Source organism: Methylovirgula ligni, assembly GCF_004135935.1.
GTDB lineage: Bacteria > Pseudomonadota > Alphaproteobacteria > Rhizobiales > Beijerinckiaceae > Methylovirgula > Methylovirgula ligni.
Map to the genome: position 1 here is coordinate 1,262,757 of NZ_CP025086.1, position 25,341 is coordinate 1,288,097.

Here is a 25,341-nt window from a genome sequence, read left to right on the forward strand (position 1 = left end):
GCCGCGGGCGGCAATCGTTAAGCTTTTATTAGAATTTCAGCTTCTAGCATTATCTGGCCGGTGCCGAACCGGCCAGCCGCAGGGCATTTGCCGCGGCTTCTCCCTCCCCAACACTTGACTTCGCGGAGCCGCTTCGGCGGCTCCTTTTTCGCGGGCCCCGCAGGGGTTTTGGGCTTGTTCGCGCATTAACCTTACTTAAAACTTAATGCCCGCCGGCCTATCAAAGCCCCTAGTATCCGCCGCGCGGTCAAGGCCGCGAGGGGAAGAGTGAGGGTCCGGGCGTCGCATGGTTCAATTGTCGGGTTACGAGCAAGAAGCCGCGGTTTCCTTTGCCACCAAATTGGTGGCGTCGGAATCGTTCAAAACCCTGTTTCGCGATGGCATGGCGCTGGTCGAGGAAACCGCCAATTATCTCGATGGCGACGGCCGCGAAGAGGCGAAGAATCTGCCGCGCCTCGCCGCGCTCGCCTATGCGACGGAAAGCATGCGGCTGACGACACGGCTGATGCAGACCGCGTCTTGGCTTTTGCTCCAACGAGCCGTCAACGAGGGCGAACTGACCCAAGGCGAGGCGGCCTCGGAAAAGCGCAAGGTGCGCCTCAGCGAGCAGCAGTCGACGACAAACGCGGATGTTCTCGCCAAGCTGCCGGCGAAGCTCAACGCGATCGTCGATCGCTCTCTGCGGTTGCAGAGCCGGATCCTGCATCTCGATCGTGTGATCTATCAGCCGGCTGAGGAGCGCGCGCCACCCGTTCAGCAAATGCGCCCGCTCGAACCGCAGCTCGAACTGTTGCGCGCGGCTTTCGCGACCGGCGAATAGCTCGCACGGTCTTTGCGCGCAAAGCGAAGCAATCCGGATTTGTCGCGGCGAACCGAGGTCCGGCTTCCAGCCGGGCCAATAGCGGACTCCGGAAGCAATACCGTGGATTGCTTCGGCGCTCCGCTCGTCACAATGACCGGATTCTGCCGTCTTACTTCTTGGCGCCGATGCCGAGGTTGCCGAAGCGCGAGTTGAAGCGCGTCAGCCGGCCGCCGCGATCGAGCAGATGCTGCGAGCCGCCGGTCCAGGCCGGATGCGTCTTCGGGTCGATGTCGAGGTTCAGCGTTGAGCCTTCCTCGCCATAGGTGGAGCGGGTGTAAAACTCGCTGCCGTCCGTCAGGACGACCTTGATGTAGTGATAGTTCGGATGACCTTCCGATTTCATCGTCAAATCCAGATAAGGTTGAAGCGGCGGCGCGAGCCTGCCGCAAATAATAAGGGGCGCCCGGATCGCGGCGTGTCTGGCTGAATCGGCCAAACACATGAAACGCTATCGGTTTTTATGAGTTAGAGCGGGATTTACGCGAAAAACCGGTATCCGCTTTTTCGCATTCCGCTCTAGCGCGAGGCGCCCCTATAACCTTTTCAGGCGCCCCCGACAAGCGGCATGCGCTTATCGGTATATAGCCCGGCGGGTTCACGGCCCGATGAGCGCCTCGCCCGTATCGCCGCGCAGCTCGATTTTCGCATAATCGCAGGCGCCATAGCCGCGCTGGAAGCAGGAGAGCGCGATGAGCCAGACGCCGACGATGCGCGACGGCAGCGGGCCGCCGATGGCGCGGGCGTAATCCTCCGCGACAGGCTGTTCCTCCTCCAGCCAGCGGCCGAGGTCCGCCGTCCCCGAGCGCACGATCATATGCGTCTCGCGCTTGTCCCACCACGGCAGCGGGCAGGCGAAGGAGGTGCCGACCGGCAGGTCCGCGCTCCAGGCATAAGTGAGATCGCGGCCGTTTTCGAATTCGACGGCGATTGAGAGATAATCGTGCGTCGCCCCGCTGTTCTCGGCCAACGCCGAGGGCAGGTTGGTGACGCGCCAGGACCAGGCGAGGCGCGTCGTCGGATCGAGCGCGACATCGACGGGATATTGCAGGATGCCGGCGTCGAAGCGGCAGCAGCAGGCGATATGCGGCGGGTTCGACGCATCGGCTTTCTCGCAGAAAATACCGGTATCGCCGACCCGCCAGAGCGGCCGCCAACCGCGCGGAACGGTCTTGTTGGCATTGAGCCGCGCGGCCTCCGCTGCGGCAAGGCCGCTCGTATCGCCGGCGCTGAAGCGCGTGAGGCCCGCAGCCGCCACGCCGCGCCAGGCGAGAACCGCGACGCTGAATCCGCCCGTTGCGCCGGCACGCGGCCAGCCGGGATCGAGATCGCCGCGTTCATTGGCCCATTCGCCGGGATGTTTGGCGATGAGGAACAGCCGCCCGGAAGCAGGAGCATTGAATGTCGTCGTCTCGCGAATGGATTTCGTCGCCTGTCCCTCGCGTCCAACGCGCCACCACAGGCTGACATTGCTGAAAAGCCTGATGTCCGGCTCGACGGCAATCTGCACCGCGCCAGCGCCCAGCAGGCTGATCGCTTCGCCGGCAGAGACATCGATGCCGCTGTCGATCCAGTCCTCGCTACAGGCCGGAAGCTCGACAACCGCAGCTTGGCGCAGCAGATCTAGGTTGTCCGCGATGGCCTTGTGCCAACCAGCTACCACAGGGCCGCGATCGGCCTCGAGATGCGTATCCGTCATTTTCTCCTCCCGGCAGATTTATTCTGATGCCGAGGCTGGCATGCCGGGAAAACGGGAACTTGCCATTTTGCGCCACCGCCGCGATCTTGTGCGCGAGGAAACGTCTATGGCTCACTATGGCTTGACCAAGGCCCGTTCGATGGGGCCGGTCGCTGAGGCTGTCGAACGCGCCGGCGGCTCGATCGCCCGCGTCTTCCGCCGCGCCGAACTGCCGCTCCAGCTTATCGACGCGCCGGAACGGCTCATCCTTCTGCGCGATCAGCTCTATCTCGTCGAATGTGCCGCCCGCGAGATCGGCGACGATGCTTTCACGGCGCGGGTTGCAACGGAAGGCGGGGTCAAATTCCTCGGCGCTCTGGGACATCGCGTCAGCAGCGCGCCGCGCCTCGACGCTGCGATCGTACAATGCAATGCGCTGATGACCTCGCAATTGCAGTCCGCGACATCATTGACGCTGACGATTTCCGGCGGCGAAGCGCGCTGGACCTATCGGGTGACGGACCCGATCGCGACCGGCCGGCAGAAAAATGAAATTCTGGCGCTCGGCTACATGCTCGACCTGTTTCGCGGCTTTCTCAATCCCGGCTGGACGCCGATCCGCGCGGACGTGCCGGGGCCGCTGGCCGGTCACGCGGCCAACGAGGCTGTGCTTCGCTGCGCGATCTCTCACAGCGATGTCGCGGCACTGGTTTTCCCGGCGGATTTGCTTGAGGTCGAAAATCCCGGTGCCGTCGCGCGCCTGGCGGATGACGAAGGCCCGGTACCCGACCCCGACGATCTTCTCGCCTGCGTCGATGCGCTTGTGGTGCTCGCCCTGCTCGACGGCCGGCCGCGGCTCGATTGGCTCTGCCGGCGGCTGAATCTCTCGCGCCGCAGCCTGCAGCGCAAGCTCGCGGCGCGGGGCGTCAGCTTTGAAGAAATCGTGCGGCGCGCGTCATTCGATCGCTCAGCCGAACTTCTGGCGCAAGCGGGCGTGGCGGTGACGGCTATCGGTCATGAACTCGGTTATTCGGATGCGGCGCATTTCACCCGCGCCTTCCGCCGATGGGCCGGCAGGCCGCCGCGCGCGTGGCGGCGGCGCTAGAGTTCAGATCACGGCGGCGATGAGACCGAGCTGCTGCGCTTCCTGCGCCTCGATGTACCAGTCGCCAGGCGCTCTTTCGAGCACTTGCTCCATCGTGACTTGCGAGCCACGGACGAGGTTTTCGAAGCCCTCGTTCTGAATCATGATTGACGCCTCGATCTCGTGCAGCAGCGATCTGGCCGTCGCGACGCAAGTCGTCAGCGGGCCATTGATCTTGAAGGACTTGGCGAGCTTGCGCTCGTGGATCATGAGTCGTGTGCCGCGCGTCAGATAACGATTTTCCGGCAGGAAGAAACTCATGAAGGTCGTGCCCGCCGAATAGATCGCCGCCTTGCCGAGGAAGACGAAACGGCGGTTGGGATTGATATCGCTGTGGTAGCGGATATCCTCGCCCATCATCCGAGCGACCTCCGGATCGCCGCCGAGCGTTGACAATTCGATGACGACAAGCCCCTCCAGCGGCGCATTGCCGAACTGGATGCGGAAATTGTTGTACATGGCGTAATCGACCGGTCCGGACAGGAGGACGGCGGGCGATCGGAACATTGTGATGTCAAACGGCGCAGAAGGCATGGCGGTGTCGAACCCGGTTGTTAGCGGAGCGAAGCGCCGCCGCCGCAATAATGCCGATAGCCCCTCCAGGTTCCGCCGGGCTCAAATATGGATCGCGCGCTTGTCCACCGCGAGCGCAGCTTCCTTCATCGCTTCGGACAAGGTCGGATGCGCATGGCAGGTGCGGGCAAGATCCTCCGACGAACCGGAGAATTCCATCAGCACGGCTGCTTCGGCGATGAGTTCGCCGGCAAAAGGCCCGACGATATGCACGCCGAGCACGCGATCCGTCGTCGCGTCTGCCAGGAATTTCACGAAACCTTCCGTGGCACGCATGGCGCGTGCGCGGCCGTTGGCGCTGAAAGGGAATTTGCCCGTCTTGTAGGCGATGCCCTTGGCTTGTAGCTCCTCCTCGCTCGCGCCGACCGAGGCGATCTCGGGGTTCGTGTAAACGACACTCGGGATGACGTTGTAATTCACATGGCCATGCTGGCCGGCGAGGATTTCGGCGACCGCAATGCCTTCATCCTCCGCCTTATGCGCCAGCATCGGCCCGCGCACGACATCGCCGATCGCATAAATGCCCGGAACATTGGTGGCGAAGCGATCGTCGATCACGACCCGCCCGCGCTCCAGCGCGACGCCGGCATTTTCGAGCCCGAGCCCCTCGGTGTAGGGGCGGCGGCCGATGGCGACGAGCGCGACGTCGGCTTCGATCTCCGATGCCGCACCGCCCGCAGACGGCTCGATAGCAACCTTGAGGCCAGTCTTCTGCTTCTCGATCTTCGCGACCTTGTGGCCGAGGACGAATTTCAGCCCCTGCTTTTCGAGCATGCGCTGCGCCTGTTTCGCCGTCTCGGCATCAAGGCCCGGCAGAATCCGGTCGAGGAATTCGACGACCGTCACTTCCGCACCGAGACGGCGCCAGACCGAACCGAGTTCGAGGCCGATGACGCCCGCGCCGACGACGAGCAATCGGCCGGGCACTTTCGCCAGTTCGAGCGCGCCGGTGGAGGAGATGATGTCCTTCTCGTCGATCGTCACGCCCGGCAGCGGCGCAACATCGGAACCGGTCGCGATGACGATGGCTTTCGTCTCGATCGTCTGCTTGCCGCCGTCTGCGGCCGTCACCTCGATCCTGCCCGGCGCCGTGATCGTGCCGGTGCCGATGAACGGATCGACCTTGTTCTTCTTCAGCAGGAAGGCGACGCCGTTCACATTGGCCGCGACCGTATCGCTCTTGTGCTTCATCATCGCCTTGAGATCGAGCGAGGGCTTGCCGACGATGACGCCGAAGGCGGGGAGATCATGCTCCGCCTCGGCGAATTTCTCCGAGGCCGCGAGCAAAGCCTTCGAGGGGATGCAGCCGATGTTGAGGCAGGTGCCGCCGAAGGTCTTGTTCTTTTCGACGACGGCGACCTTGAGGCCCAATTGCGCGGCGCGAATGGCGCAGACATAGCCGCCGGGTCCCGTGCCGATGACGGTCAGATCGTAAGTCACAATAATCTCCTCGATCCCTTCGGATCAGAATGTCGGCGTCAGGAAAAGGCTCTAAGCGTCGAGCAGCAGACGTGCCGGGTCTTCCAGCGCATCCTTGACGCGGACGAGGAAGGTGACCGCCTCTTTGCCGTCGACGATGCGGTGATCGTAGGTGAGCGCGAGATACATCATCGGCCGGATCTCGACCTTGCCGGCGATTGCGACCGGCCGCTCCTGGATCTTGTGCATGCCGAGGATGCCGGATTGCGGCGCGTTGAGGATCGGCGTCGACATCAGCGAGCCATAGACGCCGCCATTGGTGATCGTGAACGTGCCGCCCTGCATTTCCTCGATCTTGAGCGCGCCGTCACGGGCGCGCTTGCCGAGGTCGGCGATGGTACGCTCGATCTCGGCCAACGAGAGCCGGTCGCAATCGCGCACGACGGGGACGACGAGGCCCTTGTCAGTGCCGACCGCGATGCCGAGATGATAGTAGTTTTTGTAGATCAGGTCGGTGCCGTCGATCTCGGCATTGACGGACGGAATGTCCTTCAGAGCCGCGACGCAGGCCTTGGCGAAAAAGCCCATGAAGCCGAGTTTGGTGCCGTGCTTCTTCTCGAAGGCATCCTTGGCGCGGGCGCGCAAGGCCATCACCGCGCTCATGTCGACCTCGTTGAAGGTCGTCAGCATGGCGGCGTTGTTCTGCGCATCCTTCAGCCGCCGGGCGATGGTCTGGCGCAGCTTGGTCATCCGCACGCGCTCCTCGCGCGGCGCGTCCTCTACAGGCACCGGCGGGCGTGCCTGCGGCAGCGGCGGCGCGGGCACGAGCGGCGCCGTCGGCGCCTCGGTCAGCGCGGCGAGAACATCGCCCTTCAAAACCTGGCCGCGCTTGCCGGAGCCGACGACACCGGCGAGATCGACGCTGCTGTCGGCGGCGATTTTTGCTGCGGCCGGCGAGGGCGGCGGCGATGCGGGCGTTGCAGCAGGAGCAGGCGCGGGGCTTGGTGCTGGCGCAGGAGCCTGCTTCGGGGGTGCGGCGCTTGTACCAGCGCCTTCGCCGATCGCGCCGAGCAGCGCGTCGGGCTTCACCACTGCGCCGCTTTCGACCGCGATCTCGGCGAGAACGCCGGCGGCGGGCGCGTTGACTTCGAGAGTCACCTTGTCGGTCTCAAGCTCGACCAGCGGCTCGTCGGCTTTCACCGCCTCGCCGGGCTTCTTGAACCAGCGGCCGACCGTCGCTTCGCTGACCGATTCCCCCAGAGCCGGAACGCGGATTTCAATTGTCATTTTCAACCCCTTTTTAGCAACGGGCGTTCTCGTCCAGCGTTTTCAGTCTCTTTTTCGGTCGCATCGGATTGGTCCGAAAACCGCTTCGCACTTTTCGGTCCGATGCTCTAGGCCGCCAGCGCCTCGTCAACGAAGGCCTTGAGCTGTGCCAGATGTTTCGACATCAGGCCGGTCGCGGTCGCCGCTGCCGCCGGGCGTCCGACATAGACCGGCCGTTGCACCTTGCCGCCAACCTGACCCAGAACCCAATCGATATAGGGTTCGACAAAGCTCCAGGCGCCCATGTTCTTCGGCTCTTCCTGGCACCAGACGATGTCAGCTTTTTTATAGAGCGACAATTTCTTGATCAGCGCCTTGATCGGGAAGGGGTAAAGCTGCTCGACGCGCAGCAGGTAGATGTCGTCGATGCCGCGCTTGGCCCGCTCCTCGAAAAGATCGAAATAGACCTTGCCCGAGCAGAGAACGACGCGGCGGATCTTGTCGTCGCGGACGAGCTTGATCTCGCCGCCTTCGACCATCTCCGCGTCATCATACAACAGGCGGTGAAAGGTCTTGTCGATGTCGAACTCCTCGAGCCTCGAGACGGCGCGCTTGTGGCGCAGCAGCGATTTCGGCGTCATCAGGATCAGCGGCTTGCGGAAGTCGCGCTTCAACTGCCGCCGCAGGATGTGAAAATAGTTCGACGGGGTTGTGCAATTGGCGACCTGCATATTGTCTTCGGCGCAAAGCTGAAGATAACGCTCCAGCCGCGCCGAGGAATGCTCCGGCCCCTGGCCTTCGTAGCCATGCGGCAGCAGGCAGACGAGGCCGCACATGCGCAGCCATTTGCGCTCGCCGGAGGAAATGAACTGGTCGAAGATGACCTGCGCGCCATTGGCGAAATCGCCGAATTGCGCCTCCCACATCGTCAGCGCATTTGGCTCGGCGAGCGAATAGCCATATTCGAAGCCGAGCACGGCTTCTTCGGACAGCATGGAGTTGATGACTTCATAGCGCGGCTGGCCGTCGCGCAGATGGTTGAGCGGCACATAGCGCGCCTCGGTCTTCTGATCGATCAGTACGCTGTGGCGCTGCGAGAAGGTGCCGCGCTCGCTGTCCTGGCCGGAGAGGCGCACGGGATAGCCCTCGTCGAGCAGGCTGGCGAAGGCCAGCGCCTCGCCTGTCGCCCAATCGATTCCCTGGCCCTGTTCGATCGCGTTCTTGCGTGAATCGAGAAAGCGCTGGATCGTCTTGTGCAGATGGAAGCCCTCGGGCACGGCGCAGAGCTTGGCGCCGAGTTCGCGGAGCTTTCCGATCGCGACGCCGGTCGCGCCGCGGCGCGCCTCATCGACCTGATCGGCCGGCCGCAACGACGACCAGCGGCCGTCGAGCCAATCGGCCTTGTTGGATTTGTAGGCCTGCTGGCCAGCCTCGAATTCCACGTCGAGCTTGGCGCGCCACGCGGCCTTTAGCTCGTCGATTTCCGCTTCGGTGACGACGCCTTCCTCAGCCAGTTTCTTGGCGTAGATATTGAAGGTGGTCGGATGTTCGCGGATGCGCTCATACATCAGCGGCTGGGTGAAGGCCGGCTCGTCGCCTTCATTGTGGCCGAAGCGGCGATAGCAGAACATGTCGATGACCACGGGCTTGTGGAACATCTGGCGGAACTCGACGGCGACCTTGACGACATGGACCACGGCTTCGGGATCGTCGCCGTTCACATGGAAGATCGGCGCCTCGATCATCTTCGCGACATCCGACGGATAGGGCGAGGAGCGCGAATAGCGCGGATAGGTCGTAAAGCCGATCTGGTTGTTGATGATGAAATGCACCGAACCGCCGGTGCGGTGGCCCTTCAGGCCCGAAAGGCCGAAACATTCGGCGATGACGCCCTGGCCGGCGAAGGCCGCGTCGCCGTGGATGAGCAGCGGAAGAACCTTGCTGCGCTCGACGTAATCGTGCTGCTGGTCCTGCTTGGCGCGGACCTTGCCGAGCACGACGGGATCGACGATCTCGAGATGCGAAGGGTTGGCGGTCAGCGATAGATGGACATGATTGCCGTCGAAATCGCGATCCGACGAGGCACCGAGATGATATTTGACGTCGCCCGAACCTTCGACCTCGGACGGCGTGAACGAGCCGCCCTTGAACTCGTGGAAGATGGCGCGATGTGGCTTCGCCATCACCTGTGAGAGGACATTGAGGCGCCCACGATGGGCCATGCCAAAGACGATTTCCGTCACGCCGAGCGCACCGCCGCGTTTGATGACCTGTTCCAGCGCCGGGATCATGGATTCGCCGCCGTCGAGGCCGAAGCGCTTGGTGCCGGTGAATTTGAGGTCGAGAAATTTCTCGAAACCATCGGCTTCCGCCAGCTTGTTGAGGATGGCGCGCTTGCCTTCGCGGGTGAAGCTGATCTCCTTGCCGAGGCCCTCGATGCGCGCCTGCAGCCAGGATTTCTCCGCGGGGTCGGAAATATGCATGAACTCATAGCCGATCGTGCCGCAATAGGTGCGGCGCAGGATGGCCAGCATTTCCGGGATCGTCGCGAATTTGAGCCCGAGCACGCCGTCGATGAAGATCTGGCGGGTATAATCGGCTTCGGTGAAGCCGAAATGCGACGGGTGCAGCGCCTCATTCTCGCTTCTGGCTTGCAGGCCGAGCGGGTCGAGATCGGCCTCGAGATGGCCGCGCATGCGATAGGCGCGGATCATCATGATGGCGCGAACGGAATCGCGCGTCGCCTGACGCAGTTCGGCGTCGGAATGGCCGGCGTCCTTATGCACTGTCTTGAGCTTGGCGCCGAGGGCGCTTTCGACCGCGTCCCAGTGCCCGTCGAGGGCGGAGAGCGTTTCATCCCGCGCCGGCTGCGTGACCTCGGCCTTCCAGGCGGGGGCCTGGACGCTTTTCTCGATCAGAGCCGGGTCGTCCCTCAGCTCTGCGAAGAAGCTCTGCCATTGCGGATCGACGGAATTGGGATCACGCCGATAGTTTTCATAAAGCTGCTCGGTATAGGCGGCATTGCCGCCATCGAGGAAGGAGGTCAGAGCAAAGGTGGAATTGCTCGTCGAGCGGGCCAGCGCCGCGCCGCCGGAGCCGTTCTGACCGTTGGTGCCTTGTCGTGCCATGATGCTCTCCGAGCTTTCGCTCTTCCGGAATTTCGCGCCGCCGCGGCGCTTCATCCCACTGTTCTATTTAAGCAGCGGCCGGAAAATTACCGCCGCAAGATCTCCGCCAGGGTCTTGCCGAGCCGGGCCGGCGACGGCGAAACCACGATTCCGGCGGCTTGCATCGCCGCGATCTTTTCTTCGGCGCCGCCCTTGCCGCCGGCGATGATGGCGCCGGCATGGCCCATACGGCGGCCTTTCGGCGCGGTGCGGCCGGCGATGAAGCCGACGATCGGCTTCTTGCGGCCGCGCTTTGCCTCGTCGCGCAGGAATTGCGCCGCGTCTTCCTCCGCGCCGCCGCCGATCTCGCCGATCATGATGATCGATTGCGTCTTATCGTCGGCCAAAAAAAGCTCGAGCATGTCGATGAACTCGGTGCCCTTCACCGGATCGCCGCCGATGCCGACCGCCGTCGTTTGGCCGAGCCCCTCGCGGCTGGTCTGGAACACCGCCTCGTAGGTCAGCGTCCCGGAGCGGGAGACAATGCCGACGCTGCCGGGCAGGAAGATATTGGCCGGCATGATGCCGATCTTGCTTTCGCCAGCGGTGACGACGCCCGGGCAATTCGGCCCGATGAGACGGGATTTGGAGCCGCAAAGCGCCCGCTTCACCCGCACCATATCAAGGACCGGTATGCCCTCGGTGATGGCGACGATCAGCGGGACTTCCGCGTCGATCGCCTCGCAGATCGCATCCGCTGCACCGGGCGGCGGCACATAGACGACGCTGGCGTCCGCGCCAGTTGCTTCCCGCGCGTCCTTTACCGTGTCGAAGACAGGAAGGTTCAGATGCTGCGTGCCGCCTTTGCCGGGCGAAACGCCGCCGACCATCTTCGTCCCATAGGCGATTGCGTGCTGCGAATGGAACGTGCCGTTCTTGCCAGTGAAGCCCTGGCAGATGATCTTTGTCTCTTTGCCGATGAGGATGGACATGGGCTCACGCCTTCTTCACGGCGGCGACGATCTTCTGCGCCGCGTCGTCGAGATCGTCGGCGGCGATGACGTTGAGGCCCGATTCGGCGATAATCGCCTTGCCGAGTTCGACGTTGGTGCCTTCGAGCCGCACGACCAGCGGCACTTCAAGCCCGACTTCCTTGACCGCGGCGATGACGCCTTCGGCGATCACGTCGCATTTCATGATGCCGCCGAAAATATTGACCAGAATACCTTGGACATGCGGATCGGCGGTGATGATCTTGAAGGCGGCCGTCACCTTCTCGGTCGTCGCGCCGCCGCCGACATCGAGAAAATTGGCGGGCTCGGCGCCATAGAGCTTGATGATGTCCATCGTCGCCATCGCCAGCCCGGCGCCGTTGACCATGCAGCCGATCGTGCCGTCGAGCGCCACATAAGAGAGATCGTGCTTGGCCGCCTCGGTCTCCTTCGGGTCTTCCTCGCTTACGTCGCGCAGGGCGGCAATATCGGGGTGCCGGAAGAGCGCGTTGTCGTCGAAGCCGATCTTGGCGTCGAGGCACTTCAAAGCGCCGGTGTTGTCGAGGATCAGCGGGTTGATCTCAAGCAGCGCCATGTCCTTGGCGGTGAACGCGGTAAAAAGCTTCTCGGCGAGATCGACCGCCTGTTTGACGGCATTGCCGGAAAGATTGAGCGCGGCGGCGATCGCACGGCCATGATGCGGCATGATGCCGGTCGCCGGATCGACGCTGAAACTGACGATCTTTTCCGGCGTGTTATGCGCCACCTCTTCGATCGACATGCCGCCTTCGGTCGAGACGACGAAGGCGATCTCGCCGCTCTCGCGGTCGACGAGGAGCGCGAGATAGAATTCCTTCGCGATCGCCGAGCCGTCTTCGATATAGAGCTGGTTGACCTGCTTGCCGGCAGCGCCCGTTTGCACGGTGACGAGCGTCTTGCCGAGCATTTTGGCGGCCTCGGCCGCGGCTTCCTGTGGCGAGCGGGCGATGCGCACACCGCCCGCAGGTCCGGCTTCAGCTTCCTTGAACGTGCCTTTGCCGCGCCCGCCCGCGTGGATCTGCGCCTTTACGACATAGACCGGACCCGGCAGGTTCGCGGCGGCAGCCTCGGCCACAGCGGCGTCGGTCACCGCGACGCCCAACGAAACCGGCACGCCAAAATCCCGCAGGATCGCCTTGGCCTGATATTCGTGAATGTTCATCGCAGTCAAAGCTCGGCGCCGTACCCCGGCGCGCGGGACGTCTAGGCTGCAAAGGCCGGGTTAATGGTCTTGCAGGCATCGACCAGGGTTTGCACGGAGGCGACGGATTTCTCGAACATCTTCTTTTCGTCGGCGTCGAGGGCGACTTCGACCACTCGCTCGACACCATTGGCGCCGATGACGACCGGCACGCCGACATAAAGGCCGTTGACGCCATATTCGCCGTTGAGCTGCGCGGCCGCGGCCAGAACCCGGCGCTCGTCGCGCAGATAGGATTCCGCCATGGCGATCGCGGACGCCGCCGGCGCATAGAAAGCCGAGCCCGTCTTGAGGAGGCCAACGATTTCGCCGCCGCCCTTGCGGGTGCGCTCGACGATGGCGTCGAGTTTGGCTTGCGTGGTCCAGCCCGCCTTGACGAGATCAGGCAGGGGGACGCCGGCGACCGTGGAATAGCGCAGCGAGGGCACCATATCGTCGCCGTGACCGCCGAGAACGAAGGCGCTCACGTCCTCGATCGCGACGTTGAATTCTTCGGAGAGGAAGTGACGGAAACGGGCAGAGTCGAGCACGCCCGCCATGCCGACGACCATATTGGCCGGCAGGCCGGTCTTCTTCTGCAGTGCCCAGACCATGGCGTCGAGCGGATTGGTGATGCAGATGACGAAGGCGCCCGGCGCGTGAGCAAGAATGCCCTCGCCGACCGATTCCATCACCTTGAGATTGATGCTGAGAAGATCGTCGCGGCTCATGCCCGGCTTGCGCGGCACGCCGGCGGTGACGATCACGACATCCGCGCCGGCGATCGCACCGTAGTCGTTGGCGCCGGAAATCTTGCTGTGGAAGCCCTGCTGGGCGGAGGACTGGCTGAGATCGAGCGCCTTGCCCTGCGGGATGCCTTCGGCGATGTCGAAAAGAACGACATCTCCCAGTTCCTTAAGGGCGGCGATATGGGCAAGTGTTCCGCCGATCTGTCCGGCGCCAACCAACGCGATCTTGCTGCGTGCCATCTTTCCCTCGGGACTCTGCCTGTTGCACTGCGGCATGGCCATGCCGGGTTCTCGCCAATCCGGGGGGCAAAAGCAAGTCTGCCAACCTTGGCCATTCGGCTAAGCCCTCCCTTTATGGCGGAATTGGGAAGGGACTCAGAAGAGTCCTATTATTCAATCAATTAGGCCAATAAATCCCAGTCTCGTGCTTTTGAAATAGGCAACATCAAATTACAAAAAATGTAATCTGTAATGCTTTAAAGGCCGCCACGCGCGAGGGCCTGGCTGACCAGATTGAGCAGGCGTACGGCGCGATTTTCAATCTCGGCGCGGGGGCTGTCGATGTCGGCGCGCAGCGTGCCGGGCGACAGAAAGCGGTACATGGCGTCGATGACGAAGGTCACGGCGCCGCCCTGGTCGTTGATATGATAGGTGCCGCTGCCGTGGCCTTCGTCGAGAATACGCTGGATGGCGCGGGCGATGCGTTGCTGATGCCGACGGGCGATCTCCGCATTCTGCGCCGTTGCCGCGCAGAAGAGATCGAAAATCTTCGGATCGGTTGCGAGCTTGTCGCGATAAGCGCGGTGGATGGTAAAAAGCAGCCGCTCGAGTTTGTCATGGGCGGGGTCCGGCGCGTCGGCGATAATGCGCAGCCCGGCTTCCAGCGGCGCGAGCCATGTGGCGGTTACAGCTTCGAGCAGCGCCGTCTTCGAGCGGAAATAGCGGTAGACATTGGCGTGCGACATGCCGGCCGCCTCGGCGATCTCCGTCACGGTCAGCCGTGCGGCGCCGTAACGGCGGACGTGTTCGGTGGCGAGATCGAGCAGACGCAGATCGGTCGAAGGCTTGGGAGGAGACGCACTGCGCAGCGCCATCGCTTGCCTCACGTCTCGGCGACGCCGCTCGGCGCCCCGCCAAGCCGGCCGTGCCGCAAGGCAAGATAGGCGGCCGAGCGCATCTCCATCAAGCGCGATACCGTGCGGGAAAATTCAAAGGCTTCGCGGCCTTCTTGCGCGATATAGAGTTCATGCGGCTCGGCGGCGGCAGAGGCGAGCAGCTTCACTTGCTGATCGTAGAGCGCGTCGATCAGCAGGATGAAACGCTTGGCCTCGTTCGTCTGGCTTTTGTCGATGGTGGGAATGTCGTCGACGATAACGGTGTGAAAATTCTCGGCGATTTCGAGAAAGTCGCGGGCGCCGAGCGGCGCCTCGCAGAGATCGGCGAAGCTGAATCGCGCCACACGATTCTTCGCTTGCGGCACGCGCAGGCCGCGACCGAGATATTGCAGCGTTGTGGGGCCGGCTTTCTCAACGCCGGTAAGAGCCGTGAAGGCATGCGTCAGCGCCGCATGGGCCGCGGCATCGGCGGGCACATGATAGACCTGCTCGCCCTTCAGCTTCTCGAGCCGGAAATCGGTGCGCGCATTGAGTTCCACCACATCCATGTGAGCATTCAGGATGTCGATGAAAGGCAGGAACAGCGACCGGTTCAGGCCGTCGCTGTAAAGGTTGCGCGGCGCGACATTGGAGGTCGCGACAACGACGACGCCGGCTTCAAACAGGGCCTTGAACAGCCGCGCGAGGATCATCGCATCGGCAATATCGGTGACGGTGAATTCGTCGAGACAGAGCAGCCAGCTTTCATTGGCTAGCGCCTCGGCGACGGGCGCGATCGGATCCTCGCCCTTGGCGCGGCCTTCCTTGACTTGCTGGCGGAAGGCGAAAATGCGCGCATGCACATCGGCCATGAAACCATGAAAGTGGATGCGTCGCTTGTGGCTGAGCTGCGTCTCCTCGAAGAACATGTCCATCAGCGCCGTCTTGCCACGCCCGACCGAGCCCCAGATATAGGCGCCGCGCACCGGCGCCGCCTTCTGCTTCTGGCCCATCAGCCAGCCGAGCGCCGCGCTCTTGCGCGTCGGGCGGTAGAAGGCGAGCTGCGTCGCCAGTTCCTGCAACCCGAGCACCACGTGCTCCTGCGCCGGATCACGCTCGAACTCACCGCGGCGGACGCGATCGAGATAACGCTCATAAAGAATGTTGGGCAGATGCAATCCGGTCAGCCTTCGACGCGAGAGATATGTTCGTGGTGCCAGCTGCCATTGTGCAAACAAAGCCGAGGCGGGAAAGCCCGATCTTGTCGCACCTTATTTCGCCGCCTTGATGAGCGTCCACGCATGGGTGATGTAACGCTCGACCATCGGATCGGGATTGGTCAGCGCATAAAGGCGCGTCATTGTGTCGGCGTCGGGGTAGACCGCTTTGTCATTGGCGAGTTCTTTCGACAGCAGCGGTTTGGCGGCGAGGATGCCGCTGGCAAATCCCGTCGCCTCACTATTGCGCGCGGCGATCTCGGGACGCATCAGATAATCGATGAGGGTATAAGCGGCGGCCGGGTGCGGCGCGCTCGCCGGGATCGCCAGATTGTCGAGGCCGAGGACGCTGCCCTCCTTCGGTGTCACATCGCCGATCTCGGTGCCGTTGTCTTCCTCGTCGGCGCCGCGGCGCGCCTGTGAGGCATCCCCCGACCAGCCGACCGCAAGGCAGATATCGCCATTGCCCAGAGCGTTGACGTAATCGGTCGAGGTGAAGCGCGTGATATTGCGATGCAGGCCGGCGAGAAGATCGGCGGCGCGGCGCAGATCGTTGAGGTTGCGTGTCGCCGGATTGCGCTTCAGATAGATCAGCGCCAGCGCGAACATCGTATGCGGATCGTCGAGAACATCGACGCCGCAATCGGCGAATTTCGCCAGATTGTCGGGCTGGAAGACGAGATCCCAGGAGTCGGGAGGCGCATCGCCCAGCCGCTCGCGCGCTTTATCCGCGTCATAGGCGATGCCGGCGGTGAACCACATGTAGTTCACGGCATGGTCGTTGCCGGGGTCGTCGCGCGCAAGTTGCGCCATGATCTCCGGCCAGAGGTTCTTCGCGTTTTGCAGGCGCGCCTTGTCGAGCTTTTGCAGCAGGCCGGCCTCGATCAGCCGGTGCAGCAAGGGCGCCGTCGGCATGACGACATCGTAATCGGCGTTGCTGTCGTTCAGCCGGCTTTCAAGAGCTGCTTCCGACGAAAAAGTGTCGTAGACGACCTTGATGCCGGTTTCCTTGGTGAAATCCTCTAGAACCTGCGCATCGATATAGTCCGGCCAGCCGAGAATATTGACTTGTCCGCCGGCATGGGCAGGCTCAGCCCCGGCAAGCAGCATGAGAGACAAGAGCAGGCAAGCGAGGCGGAGTGTCATCCTTAAATTCTGTCGCGGCGAAGCACGGGCTTTGTCAAGCGTCGCGGGGCCGGGGTGCTGATGGCTGAGGCGCAGGGCATCCGCTCGCTGCTGGTGATCGGCGGCGCCCGCAGCGGCAAGAGCCGCTACGCGCAGATGGCGGCGGAGCGATCCGGCAAAAAGCCGGTGTTGATCGCAACCGGCGAGGCGAAAGACGCGGAAATGGCGGCGCGGATCGCCGCGCATCAGGCGGAACGCGGGTCACACTGGTGCACGATCGAGGCGCCGCTGGCGCTTGGCGATGCCCTGAAGGCCGCGGCGGCGCCTAGCACGATCGTCCTCGTCGATTGCCTGACGCTGTGGCTGTCCAACCTGATGCTGGCCGGCGGCGATGCGGCGGCGGAAGGACAGCACCTCGCGGACGTCATAGCCACCCTCGCGGGGCCGGTGATTTTCGTTTCGAACGAGGTCGGGTCCGGCATCGTGCCGGATAATATTCTGGCGCGCCGATTTCAGGATGCCCAAGGGCGGTTGAACCAGACGATCGCTGCGGCTTGCGATAGTGTCGTTCTGGTCGCTGCGGGTCTGCCGCTGACGTTGAAGCCGTCCGCCCATAGCGCATCAATTTTGTAGACTTCACGCGCCGCGCAAATCTCATTGCACCCTCCAGATCGAGGGATTATGAGCGCTGGAATGTAAATTGGAGCCTATCACAGGTGCTCACTGTAAATAGAGCTTTGACCCCGCATCTGCGCCGGCTCGAAGCCGAATCGATCTTCATCATCCGCGAGGTCGTGGCGGAATTCGCCAAGCCCGTGATGCTCTATTCGATCGGCAAGGATTCCGGCGTCATGCTGCATCTGGCGCAGAAGGCCTTCTATCCCGGCAAGCTGCCCTTTCCCCTCCTGCACGTCGACACGACCTGGAAGTTCAAGGAGATGATCACTTTCCGCGACGCCACGGCAAAGCGGCTCGGGGTCGATCTCATCGTTCACACCAACGAGGAGGGGCTGAGGCGCGGCATTTCCCCGGTCGCGTCCGGTTCGGCCTTGCACACTCAGGTGATGAAGACCGAGGCGCTGCGCCAGGCGCTCGACAAATACGGCTTCGACGCGGCTTTCGGCGGCGCCCGCCGCGATGAGGAAAAGAGCCGCGCCAAGGAGCGGATTTTCTCGCATCGTTCGACGACGCACGCCTGGGACCCGCGCAATCAGCGCCCGGAGCTTTGGCGGCTCTTCAACACACGGATCAAGCCGGGCGAATCGATGCGCGTCTTTCCGCTGTCGAACTGGACCGAGCGAGACATCTGGGACTATACGGCCGCCGAATCCATTCCCGTTGTGCCGCTCTATTTTGCCAAGGAACGCCCGGTGGTCGAGCGCGACGGCACGCTGATCATGGTCGATGACGAGCGGCTGCCGCTCAAGGCGGGCGAGACGCCGCGTCTGGAGCGTGTCCGCTTCCGCACCCTCGGCTGCTATCCGCTCTCTGGCGCGATCCGCTCCGATGCCGATACACTCGCGGCGATCATCGACGAGATGCGCACCGCCAATACCTCGGAGCGTCAAGGCCGGCTCATCGACCACGATGAATCCGGCTCGATGGAAAAGAAAAAACGCGAAGGCTATTTTTGATGGGCGAACGGGTCGAAGTCGGAGCCGGGATCGGAGTTTTGGCGCGCGACGAGGGGATAGCCTCACCGCGCAATCTGCCGACGCTGCGGTTTCTGACCTGCGGCTCGGTCGACGACGGCAAATCGACCCTGATCGGCCGCCTGCTCTACGATCAGCAGCTCATTCTCGATGACCAGCTTGCCGCGCTCGAACGCGATTCGAAAAAGCACGGCACGGTCGGCAAGGACATCGATTTTGCCTTGCTGGTCGACGGTCTTGAGGCCGAGCGCGAGCAGGGCATCACCATCGATGTTGCCTATCGCGCCTTCTCGACGGCGCGGCGCTCCTTCATCGTCGCCGATACGCCGGGCCATGAGCAATATACCCGCAACATGGCGACCGGCGCCTCGAATTGCGATCTCGCCATCCTGCTCGTCGATGCCCGCAAGGGCCTGCTGGCGCAGACGCACCGTCACGCGGCCATCGTGTCGCTGCTCGGCATCCGCCATGTCGTGCTGGCGGTGAACAAGTTCGATCTCGTCGATTACGATCAGGCGGTCTTCGACAAGATTGTCGCCGAATTCGGAGTCTTCGCGGCGAAGCTTGGTTTTGTCACGCTGCAACCCATTCCGATTTCGGCGCGGTTCGGCGAAAATATATCGGACAAGAGCGACAGGACGCCTTGGTATCTCGGGCCGCCGCTGATCGACTATCTCGAAACCATCGAGGTCGAAGAGGATTTGAGCGGCCGGCCGTTCCGCATGCCGGTGCAGGCCGTCAACCGGCCGCATCTCGATTTCCGCGGCTTTTGCGGCACCATCGCCTCCGGCACGATCCGCCCCGGCGATCCGGTGACGGTGGCGGTCTCGGGCCGCGCTTCGCATGTCGCGCGCATCGTCACCGCCGACGGCGATTTGCCGAGCGCCGGGGCGGGCGATGCCGTGACGTTGACACTCGCGGATGAAATCGACGTCGGCCGCGGCGACATCCTGGTGACACCGCAGGCGCGTCCCGAGGTTGTCGATCAATTCGCCGCGACGCTCATCTGGATGAGCGATGAGACGCTGCTGCCCGGCCGCTCCTACCTCATGAAGATCGGCACCCGCTCGTTGCCGGTCTCGGTCACGAGCGTGAAATACCGGCTCGACGTGACGAGTCTCGGCGAACTGCCCGCCAAATCGCTGGCGCTCAACGAAGTCGGCTGCTGCAACCTTGCCGCGACGGCGCCGATCGCGCTCGATCCGTACAAGGAGAATCGCACCACAGGCGCCTTCATCCTGATCGACCGTTATACCAATGCGACCGTGGCGGCCGGGCTCATCGCCTACGGCCTGCGGCGCGCCACCAATGTCCATGTCCAGGACTTGACCATCACGCGCGAGGCGCGGGCGCGGCTGAAGCATCAGACCCCGACCGTGCTCTGGTTCACCGGCCTTTCCGGCTCGGGCAAATCGACCATTGCCAACCTGCTCGAAACGCAGCTTCATTCCCGCGGCGTCCATACTATCCTGCTCGATGGCGATAACATCCGCCACGGGCTGAACAAGGATCTTAGCTTCACTGAGGCCGATCGAGTCGAGAACATCCGCCGCATTGGCGAGGTGGCGAAGCTGATGACCGACGCGGGGCTGATCGTTCTCTGCGCCTTTATCTCGCCCTTTGCTGCCGACCGCCGAATGGTGCGCGAACTCGTGCACGAGGGTGAATTCGTCGAGATTTTCGTCGATACGCCGCTTGAAGATTGTATCGCGCGCGATTCCAAGGGCCTCTACAAGAAGGCGCTGGCCGGCGAGATCAAGAATTTCACCGGCATCGATCAGGTTTATGAGCCGCCGGAAAAGCCGGAGTTGATACTCGGGCGCGGGGCGACGCCGGCACAGTCGGCGGCGCAGGTCATCACTTATCTTCTCGCGCATCAGCATATCGAACGGTTCGACGATTCCGGCGACTGGTCGATCTGAAGCGGCGGCCGCGCTTTCCGTTTATCCACTGTTTTCGCGGCCGATTTGCACAAGTTTCGGGCAAGTGTGCGCCACGGTAGCCGGTGCCGCGGCGGCAAAGCCTCCCTCTCTCCAAGGCTGAACGAATCGCCGTGCCGGTGCCAGGCGGCGTGGCGGCGCAAGAGCGCATGATGACTTTGTCCGCGTTATCCCCGTCGTCACGATGTTGCAGAATCACCGGACGATGTGATTCAGTTTCAAGCGTTGGCGAATGAGTCGCGCCGCCCCGAGCGGCGCAATAGTCGCGCTGCCGTGGCGGGCATCGAGCGAAGCGTAATGTTGCCGTGTGTGAGCCGCCACGGGGAGCTTCCCCGCAGCGTTTGAAATTTGATCGCGGCTCTCCGCCGCGAAGGGGCCCAGGGCAAAAGCATGTCGCTCTCGCAAATTGAACTTCCCCAGATTGAAACCCAGAATCCCGTCGATCAGATCGAAAAAATCGCCCTCCGCAATCAATGGGCTTACGACCGCGACGACGAGGATGAAATCTCGATCGCGGTTACCGGCACCTGGACCGATTACAACATCGCTTTCACCTGGCTCTCCGATATCGAGGCGCTGCATGTTGCCTGCGCCTTCGATCTCAAGGTGCCGCAGGCCCGGCGCGGCGATGCGCTGGCCTTGATCGCGCTGATCAATGAGCAACTCTGGATCGGCCATTTCGACGTCTGGCCGCAGGATGGCGTCGTCATGTTCCGCCATTCCATCCTGCTCACCGGCGGCGCGGTCCTCAACACCAGCCAATGCGAGGCGGCTTTGAGCAATGCGGTCACCGCCTGCGAGCGCTATTATCAAGCCTTCCAGTTCGTGGTCTGGGCCGGCAAGGGTGGCCGCGAGGCGCTCGAAACCGCCCTGCTCGAAACCAAAGGCGAAGCTTGAGATGACGATCTCCGGCGGGGGCGATTTCCCCGCCTCGCTGCTTCTCGTCGGCGCGGGCCGGATGGGCAGCGCCCTGCTGCAAGGCTGGCTTAAGCTCGGGCTCGATCCCGGCGGGGTTCACGTCCTCGATCCCGCGCCGTCGCCGGAATTGCAGGCTTTCTGCACGACGGTCGGTGTCAAGCTTGGCGTTCCCGCGACTCCGCCCGAAGTCCTGGTTCTCGCGATCAAGCCGCAGACTCTCGCCAGCGCCGCGCCTGCGCTCGTGTCGCTCGCGGCGCCGACGACGCTCGTCATCTCGATCCTCGCGGGCAAGACGCTGAAGACACTCGCCGATCATTTGCCTTCGGCCGGCGCTTTCGTCCGCGCCATGCCCAATTTGCCGGCCGCGATCGGCGCGGGGATCACCGGCGCCGTCGCCGATCCCGCCGTGACGCCAGAACAAAAGCGCAAGGCTGACGCGCTGCTCGCCGCTGGCGGCCGCGTCGAATGGCTCGGCGATGAAGACCTGATCGACGCGGTCACAGCGGTTTCCGGCTCCGGCCCGGCCTATGTCTTCTACCTCGCCGAATGCCTCGCCGAAGCCGGCATCGTCGAGGGTCTGCCGCCAGCGGTCGCAGAACGCCTCGCCCGCGCGACCATCGAAGGTGCTGGCGCGCTGCTCGCCGCGCTGCCTGAGGTGGCGGCGGCCAAATTGCGCGCCGATGTCACGTCGCCGGGCGGCACCACGGAGGCCGCGCTGGCCGAATTGAAGGGCGGCGATGCGTTGCCGAAGCTGATCGCTCGTGCTGTGGCGGCGGCGCGCAAGCGGGCGCAGCAATTGTCCGGCTGAGCCGTTTTTCGATCTGTCGTGCCGCGCTTGACTGACGGCCCGCGAGCACTAGTCTCCCCCGGCCAAGGTTCGGCGCAAGAGTTCGGCGGAGGAGGCGGAAATGGCTAAAGGATCGGGATCGAGCCAGGACTCCGCGCCCGCATCGGCGCGCGACGCGATCATTGCCGCCTTGCTGGAGCTCGCCGGCGAACGGCACTGGGAAGATATTCCGATCACCGACATTGCGGCACGCGCCAATGTCTCGCTGTCGACCTTCCGCGAGTTCTTCCCGTCGAAGGGCGCGGTGCTCGCGGCCTTCACCCGCAAGATCGACAAGATCGTGCTCGACGGCAGCGGCCCGCCCAAGGCGGATGAAGCGCCGAAGGACCGGCTCTCCGAGGTTCTGCTGCGCCGGCTCGATGCTTTGAAGCCCTATCGGCCGGGTCTTGAGAGCATCAGCGAATGGAGCCTGCGCGATCCCTTTGGTGCTGCCGCGCTCAACCGTGAAACGGTCAATTCCATGCGCTTCATGCTGGAAGCGGCGGGCATCGATTCCGAAGGCCCCGTCGGCGTCGTCAAATTGCAGGGCCTCGCCTTCGCCTGGCGGCACGTGCTGACGACGTGGTTCACCGACGACAGCCCTGATCTCGCCGCGACGAAGACGGTCCTCGAGCACGAGCTCAGCCGTGGCAGTTCGGTGCTGGCGCGCGTCGAGGATGTCGGCCGCCTGACCGCGCCTTTGTTCTCGATCGCCCGCTCGTTTCTCGACCGCCGCCGTTCGAGCTTGCATGAGACGGGCGGGGACGACAACACGCCGACCGCTTTCTGAACTGAAACCGGCCGCGCACTTTTCAGTCTGATGCTCTCGGCCGTCTAGACCGGCACGCGCACCGTCGCGCGCAGGCCGCCGAGGGGGCTGTCGCTGAGCGTAATATCGCCGCCATGCGAGCGGGCGATGTCGCGGGCGATGGCGAGGCCGAGGCCGGTGCCGCCCTGATCCTGATTGCGGGACGGGTCGAGCCGGAAGAAGGGGCGGAAGACGTCCTCGCGCCGCTCGGGCGGAATGCCCGGGCCGTTGTCGTCCACATTGACGGTGAGGAAGCGCTGGTCGCGGAAGGCCTCGACCTGCACCTTCTTGGCATGAACCAAGGCATTGCCGATAAGATTCGAAAGACAGCGCTTGAAAGCAGCGGGGCGAACAATGACCTGCGGGTCGCCCTGGAGCGAGACGGCGATCTCCGCGCCGTGCCGCTCTGCCTCGCTTCGCAGCCCGGCGAGGAAATCCTGCATATCGATCTTCGCCGCGGCTTCGCCGGAATCGCCGCGCGCGAAGGCGAGATAGGCCTCCAGCATCCGCTGCATCTCGTCGATGTCTTTTTGCATGTCCTCGGCTTCCGGCGCCGTACCCATCAGTGCGAGCGAGAGCTTGAAGCGTGTGAGGATGGTGCGCAGGTCGTGACTGACGCCGGTGAGCATTGCGGTGCGCTGTTCGATATTGCGCTCGATCCGGCGCTTCATCTCGATGAAGGCATAGCCAGCGCGGCGGATTTCGCGCGCCCCTTGCGGGCGGAAATCCGCCTCACGGCCCATGCCGAAAGCCTCTGCCGCGTTCATCAATTGCACGATGGGCTTGATCTGGTTGCGCAGGAACGCCATCGCGACAACGATCAGCACGAAGGAGGTGCCGAGCATCCAAAGCAGAAAGATATAGGAGTTCGCGGCATAGGCGGCGCTGCGATAGGCGACGACGCGCAGGATCGAGTTGTCGAGCAGGACGCGGATTTCGATGAGGTTCGAGCGGCCGACCGTGTCGAGCCAGAAGGGCTTGTTGATCTGGCGGCTGATCTCCTTCGACAGCGCGCTGTCGACGATGGAGAAGAACGGCTTCGGCAAGGGCGGAGGTAGCGGGCCTTTCGGGATGAACTCGATATCGATGTTCATGCGCTGCTGGGCGATGCGCGTCAGCGTCTCGTCGTTTTTGTCTTGCGGATAGGAATTATGGATATCGATGATCGCGGCGATATCCTGAACCAGAGCCGTCGAAAGCTGATGCGTGACGAGCTGCCAGTGCCGTTCGAGAAAGACGTAGGTCACGACGGTCTGCAAAATCACCATCGGCAGGATGACGATGAGCAGGGCGCGGGCATAAAGTCCCTTCGGCATGACCGACTTCAGCTTCTGCACGCAGCCGCGCCAGAGGGCGAGGGGCTTGCCCAGATAGTTCGGCAACGGTGGACGGGTCGGTGTTCGCATCATCAGCGGTCAATGAGAAGCCGGTAGCCGGCGCCCCGCACGGTCTGCAGGTGCAGCGGATTGGCGGGGTCGCGTTCGATTTTGTGACGCAGGCGGTTGACCTGAACATCCACCGTGCGCTCGTTGCCGGCGCCGCCGGGCCCGGCGAGTACATCGCGGGACACGGTTTCGCCGGGGCGCGCGGCCAGCAGACGCAACATATCGCGCTCGCGCTCGGTCAGGCGAACGATGTCCTCGCCACGCCGCAAGTCGCCACGATCCAGATCGAAGCTGAAGCCGCCGAAATGCACATGGGTGATCTGCGTCGCCGGCTCCGCCGGCTGTACCCGCCGCAGAATCGAGGCGATGCGCAGCGAGAGTTCGCGCGGTTCGAAGGGCTTGGGAAGAAAATCATCGACGCCTTTTTCGAACCCGGCGATGCGGTCCTCCGTCTCGGCTCTTGCGGTCAGCATCAGGATCGGCACGCGGCCGCGCTCCGAATTGTCAGCACGCAAACGGGCGGCGAATTCGAGTCCGTTCTCGCCGGGCATCATGACGTCGAGGACAATGAGATCGAAGGAGAAATTCTTGAGCGCCGCGTCGGCCTCCTCGGCATTTCCGGCGAGAGTGATGCGATACCCCTCCTGGCTGAGGTAGCGTTGCAGCAGAATGCGAATGCGCCGGTCGTCGTCGATGATCAGGAGATGCGCGGCATCGTCCGCCGGGATCGGCGTTTCGCTCTCGACGCTCGCGTCGCGCTCAAAATCAGGTTCGCTCATAGCTCACGGCCAAGCGACTTGAGCCGGGCGCCGGAGGCCACCAGCGTTGCGACCTTCTCCTGCTCGCGCGGGTCGATCATGGCGAGCAGAAACGCAATTGCATCCGGGCGGGCATTCTTCTGCAAATGGCCGAAAACGCGCCGGAACCGCTGCGTTTGAAGCTTTGCAATATTGAGGGCCAGGGCGGTGCCGGTCTTCGTTGGGTAAAGCTGACGCTGCCGGCGGTCGATGACGCCGGCGCGTACTTCCACAAAGCCCTTATCGCGCAATTCCTTGAGTACGCGGTTGAGGCTCTGTTTTGTGATCTTCAAAATATCGAGAAGCTCGGCGATGGTGAGTCCCGGACGCCGGCTGACGAAATGCAGGACGCGGTGATGGGCGCGGCCAAAGCCGTAATTTTCGAGCAGCCGGTCGGCATCGCCGACAAAATCGCGATAGGCGAAAAACAGAAGTTCGATCAAATCGAACATCGGCTCCGTATCCGCTCCGTTTGCAGCTCGCGCCGCCGGGGGGCTGGGCTCGGCGGCTTTTCTCCGCGACGCTGATTCCATAAGCCGCCTTCCACGCCACCGATGCAATGACAGAACTGGG

General features: G+C 63.3%; 23 protein-coding genes. 8 read left to right on the top strand and 15 right to left on the bottom strand.

Annotation, left to right across the window (positions count from 1 at the left end; all coding sequences use genetic code 11):
* The first annotated feature begins 286 nt into the window (after nucleotides 1-286).
* A complete protein-coding gene (gene rcdA, locus CWB41_RS06185; RefSeq protein WP_115835093.1) occupies nucleotides 287-820 on the top strand; it encodes a protease adaptor protein RcdA in 534 nt (177 codons plus the stop codon).
* A gap of 151 nt (nucleotides 821-971) precedes the next feature.
* Here the strand turns inward: rcdA and rpmE are convergent, their stop codons facing one another.
* Both rpmE and CWB41_RS06195 read right to left on the bottom strand, forming a co-directional pair.
* Nucleotides 972-1,205 (bottom strand): 50S ribosomal protein L31, encoded by a 234-nt coding sequence (rpmE, locus tag CWB41_RS06190; RefSeq protein WP_115835489.1) that lies wholly within the window; start codon nucleotides 1,203-1,205, stop codon nucleotides 972-974.
* Between the two features lie 252 nt (nucleotides 1,206-1,457).
* Nucleotides 1,458-2,558, bottom strand: coding sequence for a DUF3047 domain-containing protein (locus CWB41_RS06195; RefSeq protein WP_115835092.1), 1,101 nt, complete (start codon nucleotides 2,556-2,558; stop codon nucleotides 1,458-1,460).
* Between the two features lie 106 nt (nucleotides 2,559-2,664).
* Here CWB41_RS06195 and CWB41_RS06200 point away from each other — a divergent pair, with 106 nt between their 5' ends.
* Nucleotides 2,665-3,642, top strand: a complete 978-nt coding sequence (locus CWB41_RS06200) for an AraC family transcriptional regulator (RefSeq protein ID WP_165204065.1) — start codon at nucleotides 2,665-2,667, stop codon at nucleotides 3,640-3,642.
* A gap of 3 nt (nucleotides 3,643-3,645) precedes the next feature.
* On the opposite strand, the gene CWB41_RS06205 is transcribed toward CWB41_RS06200, so the two are convergent.
* The 10 genes from CWB41_RS06205 to CWB41_RS06250 form a co-directional block, all read right to left on the bottom strand.
* The gene (locus CWB41_RS06205) at nucleotides 3,646-4,188 is read right to left on the bottom strand and encodes a Clp protease/crotonase-like domain-containing protein (RefSeq protein WP_245411126.1); all 543 of its coding nucleotides are present in this window, start codon (nucleotides 4,186-4,188) and stop codon (nucleotides 3,646-3,648) included.
* A 108-nt stretch (nucleotides 4,189-4,296) separates the two neighbouring features.
* On the bottom strand, nucleotides 4,297-5,694 hold the full coding sequence (lpdA, locus tag CWB41_RS06210; RefSeq protein ID WP_115835090.1) for a dihydrolipoyl dehydrogenase: 1,398 nt from the start codon (nucleotides 5,692-5,694) through the stop codon (nucleotides 4,297-4,299).
* A 51-nt stretch (nucleotides 5,695-5,745) separates the two neighbouring features.
* Nucleotides 5,746-6,960: a 2-oxoglutarate dehydrogenase complex dihydrolipoyllysine-residue succinyltransferase gene (gene odhB / locus CWB41_RS06215; RefSeq protein ID WP_115835089.1), complete on the bottom strand. Its 1,215-nt coding sequence runs from the start codon at nucleotides 6,958-6,960 to the stop codon at nucleotides 5,746-5,748.
* A 107-nt stretch (nucleotides 6,961-7,067) separates the two neighbouring features.
* Nucleotides 7,068-10,067 carry a 2-oxoglutarate dehydrogenase E1 component gene (locus tag CWB41_RS06220; protein WP_115835488.1) on the bottom strand — a complete coding sequence of 1,000 codons (3,000 nt, stop codon included), beginning with the start codon at nucleotides 10,065-10,067 and terminating at the stop codon, nucleotides 7,068-7,070.
* Nucleotides 10,068-10,153: 86 nt separating this feature from the next.
* Nucleotides 10,154-11,038, bottom strand: a complete 885-nt coding sequence (gene sucD / locus CWB41_RS06225) for a succinate--CoA ligase subunit alpha (protein WP_115835088.1) — start codon at nucleotides 11,036-11,038, stop codon at nucleotides 10,154-10,156.
* A gap of 4 nt (nucleotides 11,039-11,042) precedes the next feature.
* Complete coding sequence (gene sucC / locus CWB41_RS06230; RefSeq protein WP_115835087.1) at nucleotides 11,043-12,239, bottom strand: ADP-forming succinate--CoA ligase subunit beta; 1,197 nt, start codon at nucleotides 12,237-12,239, stop codon at nucleotides 11,043-11,045.
* Nucleotides 12,240-12,280: 41 nt separating this feature from the next.
* A complete protein-coding gene (gene mdh, locus CWB41_RS06235; RefSeq protein WP_115835487.1) occupies nucleotides 12,281-13,246 on the bottom strand; it encodes a malate dehydrogenase in 966 nt (321 codons plus the stop codon).
* Nucleotides 13,247-13,482: 236 nt separating this feature from the next.
* Nucleotides 13,483-14,100, bottom strand: coding sequence for a TetR/AcrR family transcriptional regulator (locus tag CWB41_RS06240; protein ID WP_245411125.1), 618 nt, complete (start codon nucleotides 14,098-14,100; stop codon nucleotides 13,483-13,485).
* A gap of 8 nt (nucleotides 14,101-14,108) precedes the next feature.
* Nucleotides 14,109-15,272 carry a cell division protein ZapE gene (gene zapE / locus CWB41_RS06245; RefSeq protein ID WP_115835485.1) on the bottom strand — a complete coding sequence of 388 codons (1,164 nt, stop codon included), beginning with the start codon at nucleotides 15,270-15,272 and terminating at the stop codon, nucleotides 14,109-14,111.
* Between the two features lie 99 nt (nucleotides 15,273-15,371).
* Entirely contained in the window at nucleotides 15,372-16,463 is a 1,092-nt protein-coding gene (locus CWB41_RS06250) for an extracellular solute-binding protein (RefSeq protein WP_115835086.1), read from the bottom strand.
* 60 nt (nucleotides 16,464-16,523) lie between these two features.
* Here CWB41_RS06250 and cobU point away from each other — a divergent pair, with 60 nt between their 5' ends.
* The 6 genes from cobU to CWB41_RS06280 all read left to right on the top strand — a co-directional run bounded on the left by cobU (nucleotide 16,524) and on the right by CWB41_RS06280 (nucleotide 22,568).
* Nucleotides 16,524-17,075 carry a bifunctional adenosylcobinamide kinase/adenosylcobinamide-phosphate guanylyltransferase gene (cobU, locus tag CWB41_RS06255; protein WP_115835085.1) on the top strand — a complete coding sequence of 184 codons (552 nt, stop codon included), beginning with the start codon at nucleotides 16,524-16,526 and terminating at the stop codon, nucleotides 17,073-17,075.
* A gap of 104 nt (nucleotides 17,076-17,179) precedes the next feature.
* Nucleotides 17,180-18,076, top strand: coding sequence for a sulfate adenylyltransferase subunit CysD (cysD, locus tag CWB41_RS06260; RefSeq protein ID WP_115835084.1), 897 nt, complete (start codon nucleotides 17,180-17,182; stop codon nucleotides 18,074-18,076).
* Entirely contained in the window at nucleotides 18,076-20,016 is a 1,941-nt protein-coding gene (cysN, locus tag CWB41_RS06265) for a sulfate adenylyltransferase subunit CysN (RefSeq protein ID WP_115835083.1), read from the top strand. The genes cysD and cysN overlap by 1 nt, the downstream gene beginning before the upstream one ends.
* Nucleotides 20,017-20,424: 408 nt before the next feature.
* Nucleotides 20,425-20,931, top strand: a complete 507-nt coding sequence (locus CWB41_RS06270; RefSeq protein WP_115835484.1) for a type III secretion system chaperone family protein — start codon at nucleotides 20,425-20,427, stop codon at nucleotides 20,929-20,931.
* Nucleotide 20,932: 1 nt separating this feature from the next.
* On the top strand, nucleotides 20,933-21,760 hold the full coding sequence (gene proC, locus CWB41_RS06275; protein ID WP_115835082.1) for a pyrroline-5-carboxylate reductase: 828 nt from the start codon (nucleotides 20,933-20,935) through the stop codon (nucleotides 21,758-21,760).
* A 100-nt stretch (nucleotides 21,761-21,860) separates the two neighbouring features.
* The gene (locus CWB41_RS06280) at nucleotides 21,861-22,568 is read left to right on the top strand and encodes a TetR/AcrR family transcriptional regulator (protein ID WP_115835081.1); all 708 of its coding nucleotides are present in this window, start codon (nucleotides 21,861-21,863) and stop codon (nucleotides 22,566-22,568) included.
* Between the two features lie 44 nt (nucleotides 22,569-22,612).
* Here CWB41_RS06280 and CWB41_RS06285 read toward each other — a convergent pair whose 3' ends face one another.
* From CWB41_RS06285 to CWB41_RS06295, 3 genes are read right to left on the bottom strand one after another with little or no spacing between them, the layout of a single operon-like run.
* Entirely contained in the window at nucleotides 22,613-23,992 is a 1,380-nt protein-coding gene (locus tag CWB41_RS06285; protein ID WP_425373445.1) for a sensor histidine kinase, read from the bottom strand.
* Between the two features lie 2 nt (nucleotides 23,993-23,994).
* Complete coding sequence (locus CWB41_RS06290; RefSeq protein WP_115835079.1) at nucleotides 23,995-24,750, bottom strand: response regulator; 756 nt, start codon at nucleotides 24,748-24,750, stop codon at nucleotides 23,995-23,997.
* Complete coding sequence (locus tag CWB41_RS06295; protein ID WP_115835078.1) at nucleotides 24,747-25,301, bottom strand: MarR family winged helix-turn-helix transcriptional regulator; 555 nt, start codon at nucleotides 25,299-25,301, stop codon at nucleotides 24,747-24,749. The genes CWB41_RS06290 and CWB41_RS06295 overlap by 4 nt, the downstream gene beginning before the upstream one ends.
* Nucleotides 25,302-25,341: the final 40 nt, after the last annotated feature.

What these genes read in the sequence shown, in the direction of transcription:
- CWB41_RS06295 (WP_115835078.1), bottom strand. Translation starts at nt 25,301, where the DNA reads ATGGAATCAGCGTCGCGGAGAAAAGCCGCCGAGCCCAGCCCCCCGGCG.
- CWB41_RS06205 (WP_245411126.1), bottom strand. Translation starts at nt 4,188, where the DNA reads ATGTTCCGATCGCCCGCCGTCCTCCTGTCCGGACCGGTCGATTACGCC.
- proC (WP_115835082.1), top strand. Translation starts at nt 20,933, where the DNA reads ATGACGATCTCCGGCGGGGGCGATTTCCCCGCCTCGCTGCTTCTCGTC.
- CWB41_RS06270 (WP_115835484.1), top strand. Translation starts at nt 20,425, where the DNA reads ATGTCGCTCTCGCAAATTGAACTTCCCCAGATTGAAACCCAGAATCCC.
- cysN (WP_115835083.1), top strand. Translation starts at nt 18,076, where the DNA reads ATGGGCGAACGGGTCGAAGTCGGAGCCGGGATCGGAGTTTTGGCGCGC.
- CWB41_RS06240 (WP_245411125.1), bottom strand. Translation starts at nt 14,100, where the DNA reads ATGGCGCTGCGCAGTGCGTCTCCTCCCAAGCCTTCGACCGATCTGCGT.
- odhB (WP_115835089.1), bottom strand. Translation starts at nt 6,960, where the DNA reads ATGACAATTGAAATCCGCGTTCCGGCTCTGGGGGAATCGGTCAGCGAA.
- rpmE (WP_115835489.1), bottom strand. Translation starts at nt 1,205, where the DNA reads ATGAAATCGGAAGGTCATCCGAACTATCACTACATCAAGGTCGTCCTG.
- sucC (WP_115835087.1), bottom strand. Translation starts at nt 12,239, where the DNA reads ATGAACATTCACGAATATCAGGCCAAGGCGATCCTGCGGGATTTTGGC.
- sucD (WP_115835088.1), bottom strand. Translation starts at nt 11,038, where the DNA reads ATGTCCATCCTCATCGGCAAAGAGACAAAGATCATCTGCCAGGGCTTC.
- CWB41_RS06280 (WP_115835081.1), top strand. Translation starts at nt 21,861, where the DNA reads ATGGCTAAAGGATCGGGATCGAGCCAGGACTCCGCGCCCGCATCGGCG.
- CWB41_RS06290 (WP_115835079.1), bottom strand. Translation starts at nt 24,750, where the DNA reads ATGAGCGAACCTGATTTTGAGCGCGACGCGAGCGTCGAGAGCGAAACG.
- mdh (WP_115835487.1), bottom strand. Translation starts at nt 13,246, where the DNA reads ATGGCACGCAGCAAGATCGCGTTGGTTGGCGCCGGACAGATCGGCGGA.
- rcdA (WP_115835093.1), top strand. Translation starts at nt 287, where the DNA reads ATGGTTCAATTGTCGGGTTACGAGCAAGAAGCCGCGGTTTCCTTTGCC.
- CWB41_RS06200 (WP_165204065.1), top strand. Translation starts at nt 2,665, where the DNA reads ATGGCTCACTATGGCTTGACCAAGGCCCGTTCGATGGGGCCGGTCGCT.
- CWB41_RS06220 (WP_115835488.1), bottom strand. Translation starts at nt 10,067, where the DNA reads ATGGCACGACAAGGCACCAACGGTCAGAACGGCTCCGGCGGCGCGGCG.
- CWB41_RS06285 (WP_425373445.1), bottom strand. Translation starts at nt 23,992, where the DNA reads ATGCGAACACCGACCCGTCCACCGTTGCCGAACTATCTGGGCAAGCCC.
- CWB41_RS06195 (WP_115835092.1), bottom strand. Translation starts at nt 2,558, where the DNA reads ATGACGGATACGCATCTCGAGGCCGATCGCGGCCCTGTGGTAGCTGGT.
- CWB41_RS06250 (WP_115835086.1), bottom strand. Translation starts at nt 16,463, where the DNA reads ATGACACTCCGCCTCGCTTGCCTGCTCTTGTCTCTCATGCTGCTTGCC.
- cobU (WP_115835085.1), top strand. Translation starts at nt 16,524, where the DNA reads ATGGCTGAGGCGCAGGGCATCCGCTCGCTGCTGGTGATCGGCGGCGCC.